Source organism: Roseburia sp. 499 (assembly GCF_001940225.2).
Lineage (GTDB): Bacteria > Bacillota > Clostridia > Lachnospirales > Lachnospiraceae > Petralouisia.
In genome coordinates, this window is sequence record NZ_CP135164.1 from 3,184,731 (window position 1) to 3,198,977 (window position 14,247).

The 14,247-nt window shown below is 29.1% G+C and carries 10 protein-coding genes and 1 pseudogene; 9 read left to right on the plus strand and 2 right to left on the minus strand.

What is annotated here, in order from left to right; translation table 11 throughout:
- Positions 1-148: 148 nt before the first annotated feature.
- Both BIV20_RS15700 and tnpC read left to right on the plus strand, forming a co-directional pair.
- Positions 149-1,948 carry a helix-turn-helix domain-containing protein gene (locus tag BIV20_RS15700; RefSeq protein WP_075717649.1) on the plus strand — a complete coding sequence of 600 codons (1,800 nt, stop codon included), beginning with the start codon at positions 149-151 and terminating at the stop codon, positions 1,946-1,948.
- A gap of 339 nt (positions 1,949-2,287) precedes the next feature.
- Complete coding sequence (tnpC, locus tag BIV20_RS15705; RefSeq protein ID WP_143524481.1) at positions 2,288-3,742, plus strand: IS66 family transposase; 1,455 nt, start codon at positions 2,288-2,290, stop codon at positions 3,740-3,742.
- Positions 3,743-3,783: 41 nt separating this feature from the next.
- Here tnpC and BIV20_RS15710 read toward each other — a convergent pair whose 3' ends face one another.
- Positions 3,784-3,930, minus strand: a complete 147-nt coding sequence (locus BIV20_RS15710; protein ID WP_158024895.1) for a hypothetical protein — start codon at positions 3,928-3,930, stop codon at positions 3,784-3,786.
- A 777-nt stretch (positions 3,931-4,707) separates the two neighbouring features.
- Between BIV20_RS15710 and BIV20_RS15715 the strand changes: the two genes are divergently transcribed.
- Entirely contained in the window at positions 4,708-5,739 is a 1,032-nt protein-coding gene (locus BIV20_RS15715) for a hypothetical protein (RefSeq protein WP_075717655.1), read from the plus strand.
- A 177-nt stretch (positions 5,740-5,916) separates the two neighbouring features.
- Here BIV20_RS15715 and BIV20_RS16725 read toward each other — a convergent pair.
- A pseudogene (locus BIV20_RS16725) lies at positions 5,917-7,106 on the minus strand (IS110 family transposase).
- Positions 7,107-7,436: 330 nt separating this feature from the next.
- On the opposite strand from BIV20_RS16725, the gene BIV20_RS15730 reads away from it, so the two are divergent.
- The 6 genes from BIV20_RS15730 (at position 7,437) to BIV20_RS15755 (ending at position 14,223) form a co-directional block, all read left to right on the plus strand.
- Positions 7,437-8,489, plus strand: a complete 1,053-nt coding sequence (locus BIV20_RS15730; protein WP_075717660.1) for a ThiF family adenylyltransferase — start codon at positions 7,437-7,439, stop codon at positions 8,487-8,489.
- Between the two features lies 1 nt (position 8,490).
- Positions 8,491-9,312, plus strand: coding sequence for a hypothetical protein (locus BIV20_RS15735; RefSeq protein ID WP_075717662.1), 822 nt, complete (start codon positions 8,491-8,493; stop codon positions 9,310-9,312).
- 4 nt (positions 9,313-9,316) lie between these two features.
- Positions 9,317-11,137: an ATP-binding cassette domain-containing protein gene (locus BIV20_RS15740; RefSeq protein WP_075717664.1), complete on the plus strand. Its 1,821-nt coding sequence runs from the start codon at positions 9,317-9,319 to the stop codon at positions 11,135-11,137.
- The gene (locus BIV20_RS15745; protein ID WP_075717666.1) at positions 11,127-12,953 is read left to right on the plus strand and encodes an ABC transporter ATP-binding protein; all 1,827 of its coding nucleotides are present in this window, start codon (positions 11,127-11,129) and stop codon (positions 12,951-12,953) included. Before BIV20_RS15740 ends, BIV20_RS15745 begins: the two co-directional genes overlap by 11 nt.
- A 99-nt stretch (positions 12,954-13,052) precedes the next feature.
- On the plus strand, positions 13,053-13,400 hold the full coding sequence (locus tag BIV20_RS15750; protein WP_075717668.1) for a transposase: 348 nt from the start codon (positions 13,053-13,055) through the stop codon (positions 13,398-13,400).
- Positions 13,285-14,223 carry an IS3 family transposase gene (locus BIV20_RS15755; RefSeq protein WP_242939769.1) on the plus strand — a complete coding sequence of 313 codons (939 nt, stop codon included), beginning with the start codon at positions 13,285-13,287 and terminating at the stop codon, positions 14,221-14,223. The genes BIV20_RS15750 and BIV20_RS15755 overlap by 116 nt, the downstream gene beginning before the upstream one ends.
- The last annotated feature ends 24 nt before the right edge of the window (positions 14,224-14,247 follow it).

Sequence of the window (14,247 nt, forward strand, 5' to 3'; positions counted from 1 at the left end):
AAAACGGACCGCATTGTGGATAAACTACAGTGCGGTTTGTTTTTTTTGTGAAAAATTATATGATAAAAATTTTCCACAAATATCATGTTAATAGAGGAAAAAGTATGATATATTAAAAAGTAAAATATTATGAAAGAGCTGGTTCTATATGACAAAAGAGGAAGTTGGAAAACTGGTAAGTTATTTGCGAAAAAAGAGAAATATTGAGCTGGAAAAATTATGTCTTGGAGTTTGTTCAAATATTAGTATAACAAGATTTGAAAGAGGAGATAGGTTTCCAAATTATTTTATAATTGAAAGAATTTTAGAGAGATTAGGAAAATCTGTAAATAAACTAGAGTTTTTGCCGGATGAACAGTCTTATGAAATTTATTATCTTAGAGAAGTAATAGAAAAATATTTAGAAGAGGGAGAGTATGAAAAAGCCGAGAGAGGAATTATATATTATGAAAAAATAAAAGTAGCAGATCAGCCATTACATAAACAGTACATTTATAAAATAAAATCTGTATTAGAGGAAGAATGTTATCATAATACTTTAAAAAGTATTGGTTATTTAGAAAATGCAATTAACTTTACTGTTCCAGAGTTTAAGATAGAAAACCTAGATGAATTTTTATTAGGTGAAGAAGAAATGATATTACTTCTAATGTGGATGAATGAAAAAAATAAGCAGGGAAAGATAGAAATTCTGAATTACCGGGAAAAAATATTGAATTATATTCGATATAATTTTAGTGATGAGGAAGTACTTGCAAATATATATGGAAAAGCTGCGTGGATGTTTATGAAGGAATTTATGAAAAGAGGAAGAAAGATAGAAGCAGCAAGTATAGGAATTCATACGATAGATATTCTTACAGAAAATGGTTTATTGCTAAATTTACCACAATTTTTGGAATTATTACTGTTATGTTATAAAGATATAAACGAAGAAAAATATCAGGAATGGAAAAAACAAAGGGATGCTTTGAAATGGGTATATGAAAAATATGGAAAGAAATATGAGGAAAAAAAAGTAAATATCTGGAAAAACTATCATCAGAATGAGATATATCTGATGGCAGAGGTGATAAGTCAAGAACGTAAGTTATTGAAAAAGTCTCAAGAAAAAGTTGCAGATGAACTAAATATGGATCAAAAAACAATATCCAGAATTGAAACAGGAAAGTATAGCCCAAAGAAAGGAACATTTCAGAAGCTAAAAGAATATTTGAATATCAACAGAGATATATGTAGTACTAAATTAGTAGTGGAAGATTTTGAATTATTGGAATTGGAAAGAGATGTATCAAGAGAAATATCTTTTAAGAGGTACGAAAAGGCAGAACAATTATATAAAATATTAAAAGAAAAATTATCTATAAAATATAATGAAAATAAACAGTATATAATGTATAGAGATACTATTTTGGATAAAAGAAAAGGTAAAATTACAGAAAAAGAAACAATTAGAAGATGTTGGGAAGCTTTTAGAATAACTAGAAAAAACTGTAAGATAGAGGATTTGTCAAAGATTGTGTTAACAAAATATGAAACAATGATTATTAATTATATTGCAAGAATGTATAGTGAATTGAACAAAAAGAAAAAATCAATATATATATTAGAGCAAGTATTAAAAGGATTTGAAGAGAGTAGGATAGATCTAAAATATCATTTTGCAAGTGTGAGTATTATATATGAGTCTTTGTCAGGATATTATGAAGAAGATAATCAATTTGAAAAAGCATTGAAATTTTGTGAAAAGGGGATATTGTTTGAACTAAGATGTGAAAGAGGAAATTCAATAGGAAATTATATTATGCAGCAAGCATATACAGAAGAAAGAAAAACAAAAAATAAAGAAGCCTATCAATATTATTATCAACAGGCTTATCAATTATTAAAGTTAATGAAAGTAAAATCCAGTATGAAAGCATTGGAGAATTATTATAAAAATAACTAGTAACTGTTCAGAACCTCGATAAGTTCGTGTGATTTTATTTTGTATAAAACAGAGAATTTTAATTTTTTCTGTTTTGATAAAAATCGCTTTATTGTGGATAAGAGAATTTCTACTTAGAAGTTTTCTTATCTCATGTGGATAGATATATTTTTTCGCTTATATTTTATTTCAAATCCATCGATTTTCGATGATTTTGAATAGATTTAATACCATTTGTGCTCAAAAATTTAATACTTATCCACCGTCATTTTTACCATAAGCGGTTTTCTTAAGATTCGCTTATTTCCTTGAATTTCGTTATAATTATACTATAGAAATCAAGGAAAGAAGGTGGTCTGTTTGCCTATTAATATCACAATGGAATTCGTTCAACAGTTAATGGATCAGAATACTGCTTTGACAAAGCAGGTATCTGAAATGAACGAAACAATTAAAGAGCTTAATCAGACCATCAAAGAACTTAAGGAGCAGCTCAACAAAAACTCCAAGAATAGTTCAAAACCACCTTCAAGCGATGGACTTAAGAAACCACCGGTAAATAAGAATCGTAGTCTGCGTCAAAAGTCTGGTAAGAAGCAGGGAGCTCAGAATGGCCACGATGGAACATGTCTTTCTGTTATCGCTGAACCTGACATTATAGAACCACATATGCATTCTGATTGTGATAATTGCCCTTATCATGATAGCTGTCTTGATAAAGCTTGCATCAAGGAGACTCGTCACGAAATTGATGCTGAAGTAAATGTAAATGTCACAGCACATCAGCTTATTGTAGTAAGAAACTGTCCTCTTCATAACTGCCAGAAGGCAGGTTCTTTTCCTGCTGGCATCAAAGCAACTGTGCAGTATGGTAAAAACTTACAAGCAATGGTAGTCGCTTTTAATACTGTTGGAGCAGTAAGTATTAATCGCACTCATGAAATACTCAGTAGTGTATTCAACATCCCACTATCAACTGGAACCATCAAAAACATGGTGACTCGATGTGCCGATGTTTTAAAGCCAACCTATGAAAAGATTTATTGTATTATGACGAAGCTTGGGCTTATTCATTGCGATGAAACAGGAACTCGTGTTGATGGCAAGACCTGGTGGGTTCATAACGTTTCAGATATGGATTATACCTATCTGAGCATCCAACAGAAACGAGGGCATCTTGGAATGGATGCAATTGGAATCCTTCCATCTTTTCAGGGTATTGCTGTCCATGATTGTTGGGCTTCATACTGGAAGTATCCAGATGTGAAACATGCGGTATGCTGCGCACATCTATTGCGTGAGCTTAACGGGATAATCGAAAACTATCCCGAGCAAAAATGGGCTCTACAATTCAAAGAACTTCTTCTTGATATGAAAAAGGTAAGAGACAAAGCTCTTTTAGGCGAAAAAGATGAAATCAGCTATTATCATCGACATAAGTTTGATAAGAAATATGATGAAATCATCAAAACCGCATATGAAGAAAATCCTCTTCCTGAAGAAACCATAAAAAAGCGTGGTCGCAAGAAAAAGAGCAAGGTATTAAATTTGATTTGCAGACTACAGAATTACAAGGCATCAGTCTGCCTATTTATAAATAACCTCTGTGTACCTTTCGATAACAACCAGGCTGAACGAGATTTAAGAATGATAAAAGTCAAAACTAAAGTATCAGGCTGTTTTCGAAGTGAAGAAGGTGCACAGGAATATTTAACAATTATGAGTTATATCGGAACCGCTCATAAGCATGGAATCAATGCATTCACAGCGATAAAAGAATCATTAAATGGGAATGCAGATATCATCTTTGCTTAAGACGTTCTGAACAGTTACAATAACTATAATAAAAAAAATATTTAAAATTTTTCAATATTATCATCAATTGTTTGAAAATGATTTTTTAAATCAGAAGAAGATATTGTTGAGATGCAATCGGTATAGTTAATAGCTGTGATGATAAATAGTAAAAGCAGAAAAGAAGTAATTTTTTTAATATTTTTCATAATAGAAGTCCTCCTTAGTGAATTATGTAAAAATAATAGCAGAGTTAAAATTAAAAGTTTATACCAAAACTGGAAAATAAAAAAATCCGGTTTTGGTATAATTTTTTTATAATAAATATAGTAATCTAAAAGTATAAAAGTTGTGGTTACAATAATAATCCAAAATTAGTAATAGGTAATTGTAAAAATAGTTAAAAGTCATTAAGTATGTTTAAAATTTTAAATTAAATATAGAAAAAAATTTATTCTTGACACGGATTTTAAAATGAGAGGTTTCAAACTACGAAGGTATCCATGATGATTGATCTTATTTGCAAAGATAGTTAAAAAATGAGATGGGTAATTCCTTACTAGATGTAAGGGATATTAACCATAAATGTAATAGGAAGGAGGAAAAGTTATGTCAAATGAAATTGATATGAAACTTGAAGTTGAAGAAGTAGAATTAAGCGAAGAAGTTGATTTATTACTTTGTTGTTGTGGATGCTCTGATGAACTAGTTGGAGAAACTCATTAGAGCAAATTTGTATATCAAAATCTACTTCGTAAATGGCGTATTTTGTTAATAAGATACGCCATTTATATAATTTACGCGAGTAGGAATAAAAATGGCATGCTTGCATGCAGATTTGGCGAGCACCGCGATAACTCTAGAAATTCGCAGAGCGTGTTTCTAGTAGTTGTAATAATAATGATTAGTAATATATTTTATAAAAAAATGATATATGCGGGAATAAAAAAAATACAAATTATTTTCATGGTTATTGAGGTACGATTATGCAAAAGAGTAATTTATATTTAGGAAAAGGAAAAATGTTAAAATCATATTATACGGTATATGATAAGTGTATTATTGATTGTGAAAAAATGAAAATTTGTGAAAGCGATAATAAAATTCAAGATATATATAATTTTTTTGAAGATTTTCCATATGAACAATTGTACTATAACATGTTTAAAAATTTTTTTGAAAAAAGTGATAAATTATTAGAAGATTGTTTTGAGTGGTTAGAATTACAAGTGGAAGTTTTGAAAAATAAAAATAAGGTGTTTAGAAATAATATTTATATTGGGGGAAATGTTAAAATAGGAGAAAAAAAGAAATCGTCATTTCCGGTAGGAATAATAAAAAATAATGGTAATGAATTATTAGAAAATCTTGTAGAAAAAGCATATTTAATAAAAAAATGGAGTAACAAAGTAGAAAAAATTTATGGAAAAAAATTTTATATAGATCCATATTCAACAAGTATATTATTTCATGAATTAATAGGACATTATTCAGAAGAAAAAAATGATTTAAAATATACAATATTAAATAAATTATATAATATTGAAGTGTATGATGAACCAAAAATGATTGTAGATTATACTATTGATGATTTGGGAAAATACGGAAAAACTGTAGATATAAAAAGAGGATACTTAAATTCTGAATCAGGAAATGTATTTATAGGCAAAGACAATAATAAAATCGTTCGTAAACAAATAAGGCAGAGAAATTTGAATATAGTTAATATAAAGGATGAATGTAACATAAATGGAGATATTCCAAAATTGTTTATTTGCAAAGCAGGGGTAAATATTGAAAAGAAAATAATTGCAATGATTGTAAAAGATGATAAGGATGTAAAACAAATTATAATACCAATTGAAGACATTGAGGCTATTATAGGAAAAAGCGGAGAAATGTTTCAATATACAAATGTTTGTATAAAACAACAAATTCCACATTATATAGGATATAACTCTATATGGTCAATGTTATATTTAAAAAAAGATATAAATTCTTATATGCAATATAAATAATAATAAAAAAGACTAACTATTAAAAATAAAGCCTTAAAATGATATTTTTTGAATAAAATACAGAAATGTATTTTAGATATATTTGAAACTCGGTTGGAGTTCTTTGAACCTTGAAAACTGCATGACAAAAAGAGCATCGTGATAGGTGCTCAAAAAGGAGTATTGAATTAGAAATGATTAAGCTGCTTTGATATATTGCTGGTTTGATTTTTCTAAATGAAAAATGACTCGAACCAGTTTTTTTACAGCATGTGATATCGCAACGTTATAGTGTTTGCCTTGAGCTCGTTTCTTGGTAAGATATTCAGCAAATGTCGGATCCCAGTGACAAACGTACTTGGTTGTATTATATAAAGCATATCGAAGATAACGGGAACCGCGTTTTTCCATATGTGCATATGCACCATCCAGTTGTCCGGATTGATATGTAGATGGTGAGAAACCGGCATAAGCTAAGATTTTATCAGGCGAATCAAAACGATTGAAATCACCAATCTCAGCAATAATCATAGCACCCATACGATAGTTGATTCCTGGGATGCTAAGAATTGGAGAATTGATTTCATCCATGATGATTTTGATTTCATTTTCGATTTCATCAATCTCGGAATTAAGCTCCTGAATTAACTTGATGGTGTGTTTTAGCTCAAGTGATTTGGCTGGCATATTTGATCCGATAGAAGCTTTTGCAGCGTCTCAGAATGTGATGGCTGTTTATTTACCATATCGACCTTTTGATGATTTGATAAGAAGATTTGTAAGTCTGGTAAGATGAGAAGCGGCTACATGTTTAGCCCCAGAAAATTCAGAAAGCATAGCATAAACAGATGCCATATGAAGTGTTGGTACTAACTTTTCTAATTCAGGGAATAAGATACAGACCAGTTTTGAAACGGAAGTTTTTAGTTTGCACGTTCTTTTACTTTATCAAAATGATAACGAGTTAATGACTTTAGATCTTCGTTGTGATAAGATGTGTCTGAGTAGGACTTTAAGTTCACATTAGACATTAGCATAGAAGCAATCGTGCGGGCATCTACTTTATCCGTTTTCGTCTGTCTAAGGCTTAGACTTTTTCTGTACAGATTTGTATGTAACGGATTGATAACATAGGCGGGCAAACCTTTATCAATGAGATATCCTAAAAGATTGTAACTATAATGTCTAGTGGCTTCTAGCCCTACTTTTACTTTTGTTGTGTCTTCCATAACAGATTCAATTTTTTGATAAACTGAGCCACTATAAAGCTCAATGAAACCATCCAGGTTGTTAGCGATGGTAAATGCTTTAAATAGCACTTCTCCATCAGAGTTGGTGATAAAGCAATCATGCTTATCTTTAGCAACATCAATTCCTATGTAAATCATAATAAATCTCCTTTGAAATGTATTTGATACTGTTTTAGAACCACAGGGACTCCTTGTGATTGTAACCTCGTTCAAATAAACCGTCATGCGGTATCTAACTGATTAACAAATGAACAAAGAGACTGTGGTCGGAGCCTTTCTGTAACCATCAAGTGGTAGGAGAAATAAATCAATCCACAGCATCTTATATATCATAGTCGAACCTACAGAAGGGGTAAAGAAAAGACTATGAATTAATAGTTACAAAGACCTTGGAGAGGGTCTCTAAAAACTACTACTATATAATACGAGGAGAAATATGATATTATTTGTATCATTTAGTTAAAAGTTATGATTTTAAAATATGATGTATACATTAAAATTGAAAAAAATATTACAATAATACAATTGATTCCAGATAGAAAAGAATGGACAATAAAAATACCTAAAAATGAAGAAAAAAATATAAAAGAGTATATTCATGCCTTAGAAATTGGACAATTGAATAGTGAATATAATTTAAGGTTAGAAAAAGAATCTCTTTTCATAAAAAAATTAGATAAATTTTTTAGAGAAAAAGGATTAATTTCAGAATATGAAAGTGATAACAATAGTAATTTGTATTCTCATAGACAATTAGAAGTATTTGATTCGTGGAATAGAACTTTAGATAGTCCAAGTGAATTCCAAAAAAGAATAGAAAATAGTAATATTTTAGTTATAGGGGCTGGAGGGGTTGGTACTGCTATTACAAATATATTAATAAGCTGTGGAATAGGAAAAACGTATGTAGCAGATTTTGATGAAATTTCGGTAAGTAATCTTGCAAGGCAGTTTTTATATTGTAAAAAAGATGTTGGAGATTTAAAAGTAAATGTATTGTCAAAAAGATTAAATATGAGAGGTCTTGGAAAAGTTTATGGAATTAATAAATGTATTACTATAAATAATATTGAAAATGTAATTAAATCAATTCCAGACAAAGTTGATATTATTACAGGATTACCATCTCCTAGTAGTAAAGAAATTATAAAATTATATAAAAAAATAATTAGTTTAAATATACCAATAATTTGTGTGGGAGAACACGATGTTGGTCCAATGTTTGTGAATGAAAAAGAAATAGATATATACATGGAAAATGTTAATAAAAAATTTATATTGCAAAAGGAATACAATTTAAAGAGGAATAATCAATTTGTTATAGATAGACATCCAAGCTATTTACCAGAAATAGAAATTATGGCATCCATATGTGCAGATGAAATAATAAGATATATTTCTAAATATGCTAAGGTAAGAACATTGGAGGGATATTATGGATTAAATCCAATAACTTATGAAGTTAAATATAATAGAATAGAGGAAAATAATAGTGAGGATAATAAAATGGAAAGCGAGTAAAATGGAAATAATAGAGAAAAATGAAATATTTTTTTTTAAGGGAATTATTGTTGCATGTTGTGATAATGAAATAGAATATAAAATACCCTATGGAGCATGTGATAGAGAAAAGAAAAAAGCTTATGAAAAAGCAGTATCAGAAATGTGTGAAAGAAGTGTTTGGTTTACAGTATATTCAATGTATCCAAAATTGTTTCCAAATACAAAAGGATTTTCAGCACATATAGATCAAAAGATGGGATGTTTAAATTCTATTAGAGAATATATTGAGAGAAAGTTGTTTGAAAAAATTAAGTTATGTTTAAAAGAAAATAGAATAGAAGATTTGTATAAAATGTTTTCAATAAAAAGAAGAGACAATCAGATTATTTTTTTTTATTATAGTAAAATTTATAATACATATTTTGTCTTTATTTTTATTAAACGCACATATATAAAAGAAAAAATGGAACAAATAGGGTTTGTGGTTGGAATGGGAAAAAGTAGAAAAATTTTTTCAGCATATGAAGGTAGCTTAAATGAAGCTAAACTGGTTGAAAATGTACTTCAAAAAGTAATTGAAAAGGGAAAGGTTTATTCTATAAATAGTGTTCTTAGAAAAGAAGTAAATGAATATCTTGATATTTTTTATAATAAGAAGTTATTTGAAATATTGGATAATAAACATGATGAAATAAAAATAAATGATATTATGGTTTTAAATGATTCTTATAATACTATAGATTTATCAAAATATATGCCGGCATTTTTGAAAAAATTTAATAGAACAGTATATTATACTTCTGAATATGAAATTATAAATGAAATAAAAGAGGTGATATAATATTATGAATAAAATAAAACAAAACTACAATGAATTAAAGTATAATGTAAAACACATGCATTATTATTGGAAAAAATACATAGAAAGTAATAAAATAACTGTAAATATAAATATATATGCTTATATAATACTTTTGGTGATAAATCAAATTCTAAATGTTGCATTGCCAAGCAATATTGTAATGGTATTAACGAATGGTTATGATACAAATAAAATGTTTATAATTTTATGTATTTATTTAATAATTTTATGTGTATTACAATTCATTGTAGGAAGATTGTCTTATGAGTCAGAAAAAAATGCTTTTATCTATAGGTATAATATGATTCCAAAGGTTGGAGAAAAAGTCTTAAAAATGGATTATGAGACACTTGAATCTGAAAGTGGACAACTAAAAATTGATCAAGCATATGAATGTATATATAGTGGAAATGTAGCAGGAGTAGAATTTTTTATAAATCAATATGTTCAATTTATAATTAGTCTTTTAGGATTAGTTACGTTTTTTATTATTTCATGTAAAACTGGGATTGCGGTTAGCGTGCTTATTTTAGTGAGTAATTGTGTTGTTTTATTAATCAGAAATAGTGATGCAGTTTGGATGAAAGAAAATAAAATTAATAAGGACAAGATTGATATAAAGCAAAATTATCTATTAAGACAACTTCAAAAACAAAGTAATGGAAATGAATTTGCTTTATATGATATAAGAATATGGTTTAAAAAAATGTTAGAAAATAACATGGGCAGTTTATTATTATGGAAAAAAAGAAGAGAAACTGCAATTTTTAAATCAGATGTTAAAATTGTTTTCATTAATTTTATTAAGGATATTATACTTTTTGGATATATTGCATACTGTATTTTTATAACAAAAATAAGTGTAGCGGAAATGGTTCTTTATCTAGGAGTCATCAATGGATTAAGTGGTTGGCTGGAAAATATTCAGGAAGCTTACCAGCAAATCAGCAAAAATAATATTTATATGGATAATTTAGAAGAATTCAAAAAGATTCAGGATGAAATTATAGATAATAATAATGTAAATATTGCATTAGATTCCTTAGAATTTAGGAATGTCTCTTATAAACCGGGAAATGCTGAAAAAAATATAGTAGAAAATATTTCATTTAAAGTAAATAGAGGAGATAAGATAGCATTAGTAGGAGAAAATGGTGCGGGAAAATCTACGATTATAAAATTAATATGTGGATTATATACTCCTACAAGTGGGGAGATAATAATTAATAAAAAAAATGCAAAGGATTTTTCAAAAGAAGAACGATACAGTATGTTTTCAACCGTATTTCAGGATAATAGTTTATTCTCTTTTTCTATCGCAGAAAATGTGTCGTGCGTAACAAAGAATGAAATGGATAGAAAAAAAGTGAATACTTGCTTAAGAGAAGTAGAATTGGATGAATTAGTTGATAAATATAAAGATTCCATTGATACTTATATTGGAAATGAATTGGAAAGTGGAATAGATATGTCAGGTGGTGAAAGACAAAGGCTATTTCTTGCCAGAATTTTGTACAATATGAAAGATGGTATTATTTTAGATGAACCGACAGCAGCCATGGATCCTATTAATGAGACAAAGTTATATAGATTATATGAAAAAATTTCAGATGATAGAATAAGTTTTTTTGTTTCTCATCGAATGGGATCTACAACGTTTTGTAACAATATTATGTATGTAGAGAATGGAAAGATATTGGAAAATGGAACACATGACCAATTAATGAAAATGAAATCTAAATATTATAATATGTATAATTGTCAAAAGAAATATTATGTTGAGGAGAATAAGAGTGAAAAATAAATTAAGTGAAATAGGCAAGGCCATATTGTTTATAAATAAAATGGATAAAATGGTTTTAATGATTATACTTATTCAAGCAATTTTAAATTCATTTCAGCCATACATATTTTTAGTAGGAATTGCGGCTGTGATTGATTCTGTAACAATGAATAAATTAGATAACATATCATATGTTATTATAGGTATAATAGTTTTGCAGATGCTTGTGAACTTATTGAGATTTGTCATAAATAGAATTTATCAATATAAGTGTGAAAAAGTGGATGAAAAAATCAAATTGAATTTGCACAAGAATATATTAGATATTCCCTTTGATATATTTAATAAGAAAGAAACACAAGAAAGTATAAAAAAAGCAGAAAATTCTTTTATGTATACGGGAGGATATACACCTCTGTTAAATTATCTGCTTTCTATAATACAGTCAATTATCTCACTAATAGTAGGATTTGGTATTATGCTAAGTCTATGTGAAAAAATAAGAAAATGTATGGAAAATACTAGAGGGGGGAGAGATATAAGCATAGTAATAATAACATTTGTATTTGTATTATTACTTGGATATTACATAATATATAAGATGAATAAAATGCTTTCAGAGAAAAGTGAACAACAGTTATCCATGATAATGGAAGATGAAGGAAAACTGTCTTATTACCTATTTAAAGTCTTTAATGATTATGAAAAAGGAAAGAGTATAAGATTACATTTCATGCAAAAGCTTATAATGAATAAATATTATGAAGTATTTAATAGCTCTATGGCCAAGAATAAAGAATTATTGAAAGTAAATGGAAAAATGAATTATTTGACTTCCTTCATAACAATGATAATGAATTGTATGTTATATGCATTTATTATTTACTTTTCTTTGATTGGGTGTATTTCAATTGGACAGATTACGGTTTTTATTGGTGGAATGAATGAAATTAATATTGCAATTACCCATATTATTCAAGTAAACAGGATGATGCAAAGACAGATTAATCAGTTAAATAAGTATATGTCGATAGAAAAGTTGATAAAAAAAGAGGATGCAGAAATTTGTTGCAATTGGTTACAAAATAATCATACCATACAATTTTTAGATGTGGGATATAAATATGAAAATAGTGAATATTGGGCACTTAGACATTTCAATTATACCTTTACATTTGATAGAACATTGTCAATTGTAGGAGAAAATGGAGCGGGTAAAACAACACTAATTAAGTTATTATTAGGACTTTATAAACCAACAGAAGGAAAAATCTTGCTGGATAATTGTGAATTAAAGAAGGTGAATGAAAAAAGTTATAGAAATCTGTTTAATGTTATTTTTCAAGATTTTAATTTATATGCGTTTTCTATTAAGGATAATATTGTTGCCGGAAAAGAAAAAAATGATGATATGATAAGGGAAGTACTAAAAAAGGTAAATTTGTATGAAAGAGTACAGAAGTTGCCGGAAAAAGAAGGTACACCGTTATTTTCATATGATGAAAATGGTATTAACATGAGTGGAGGAGAACTCCAAAGATTGGCGATTGCAAGAGGTTTGTATAAGAATGCACCAATGTGGATAATGGACGAGCCGACATGTGCATTAGATCCAATTAGCGAAGCAGAGATTTTTGATAATTTAAAAAATATATTAGGCAATAAGCCATGTATTTTTATTTCACATCGATTAAGCAGTTGCCAGATGAGCGATAATATACTGGTTCTTTCAAATGGGAAGATAGAAGAACAGGGAACTCATAAAGAATTATTAAAAAAATCAGGTTTATATGCAACTATGTGGGAAAAGCAGGCAAAATATTTTAAGGAAGGATAACATTAGAGGTATAATGGTATCATAATTTAAGACACTTCCTGAGACAAATCTTAATGAATTTGATATACTTTTATTATCAATCAGAAAGAAGGAAAAATTATGTCTCGTACAAGAAGAAATTTTACAGCTCAGTTCAAAGCAAAACTCGTATTGGAAGTGCTTAAAGGTGAAAAAGATATAAATACAATAGCTACTGAAAACAATATTCAGCCAAACTTACTCCGTAACTGGAAGAAAGAATTCCTAGACAATGCCTCTGTTGTCTTTGATGACAAAAGAGAAGAAAATATCAAGGAAAAGCTTGCATCGGAACGCAAGGAAAAAGCTGAATATGCGAAAAAGGTTGGTCAACTCACCATGCAGGTGGATTGGCTCAAAAAAAAATCTGAAGAATTGCTTGGACCTGACTACGAGAGTAAATTTAGTAAAAAACCATTCGAAGAATAAGGAAAGCAATCTTCCGGTTTCTGTTGTTGCGAAGCTTGCTAGCATTAACAGAACAAGTATTTATTACAAAGGAACACCTATTTCTGATGAAGAACTTGAATGTAAACGAATCATAGATCGGCTTCACACGGATAATCCGACATGGGGTGCCAGACAGATGTCTTCCCAGCTTAAGCAACGTGGATATAAAGTCGGTAGACGCAAAGCACGCAGATACATGGATGAAATGGGTATTAACCCAGTATATCCGAAGCCAAATCTTTCAAAACGTTTGAAACAGGCACAGGTTGTTCCATATTTACTTAGAAATGCCGTCATAGATCGTCCTAATCAGGCATGGTCAATCGACATTACATATATTCCAATGAAGCATGGTTTCTTGTATTTAACAGCCATTATAGACTGGCATAGCCGTTGTATCGTAGGCTGGGAACTGGATGATACTTTGGATACACGTGCCTGCATAGAGGCCTGTGAAAAAGCATTCAAAGTTGCAAAACCAGAAATTCTCAACTCAGATCAAGGCTGCCAATTTACCAGTCAGAAATACAAGGATTTTCTCAAGGCAAACAAAATCAAGCAAAGCATGGATGGAAAAAGCCGTTGGGCTGACAACATCATGATTGAACGCTGGTTCCGTACATTCAAGTACGAAGAAGCATATCTTACCGAATGGAAAAATATCAAAGAGGCACGCCAGGCTATCGCTGCTTATATTCATAAGTACAACTTTGATCGTTGCCATTCTGCAATCGGTAATGTTCCTCCAGCATCCGTATACTATCCAGCTATGCTATATGAAGCCGCTAAGGAGGCTGCTTAATTGTAGAATGTCACTGGGGAGAAT

What these genes read in the sequence shown, in the direction of transcription:
- BIV20_RS15700 (WP_075717649.1), top strand. Translation starts at nt 149, where the DNA reads ATGACAAAAGAGGAAGTTGGAAAACTGGTAAGTTATTTGCGAAAAAAG.
- BIV20_RS15710 (WP_158024895.1), bottom strand. Translation starts at nt 3,930, where the DNA reads ATGAAAAATATTAAAAAAATTACTTCTTTTCTGCTTTTACTATTTATC.
- BIV20_RS15715 (WP_075717655.1), top strand. Translation starts at nt 4,708, where the DNA reads ATGCAAAAGAGTAATTTATATTTAGGAAAAGGAAAAATGTTAAAATCA.
- BIV20_RS15730 (WP_075717660.1), top strand. Translation starts at nt 7,437, where the DNA reads ATGATTTTAAAATATGATGTATACATTAAAATTGAAAAAAATATTACA.
- BIV20_RS15735 (WP_075717662.1), top strand. Translation starts at nt 8,491, where the DNA reads ATGGAAATAATAGAGAAAAATGAAATATTTTTTTTTAAGGGAATTATT.
- BIV20_RS15740 (WP_075717664.1), top strand. Translation starts at nt 9,317, where the DNA reads ATGAATAAAATAAAACAAAACTACAATGAATTAAAGTATAATGTAAAA.
- BIV20_RS15750 (WP_075717668.1), top strand. Translation starts at nt 13,053, where the DNA reads ATGTCTCGTACAAGAAGAAATTTTACAGCTCAGTTCAAAGCAAAACTC.
- BIV20_RS15755 (WP_242939769.1), top strand. Translation starts at nt 13,285, where the DNA reads ATGCGAAAAAGGTTGGTCAACTCACCATGCAGGTGGATTGGCTCAAAA.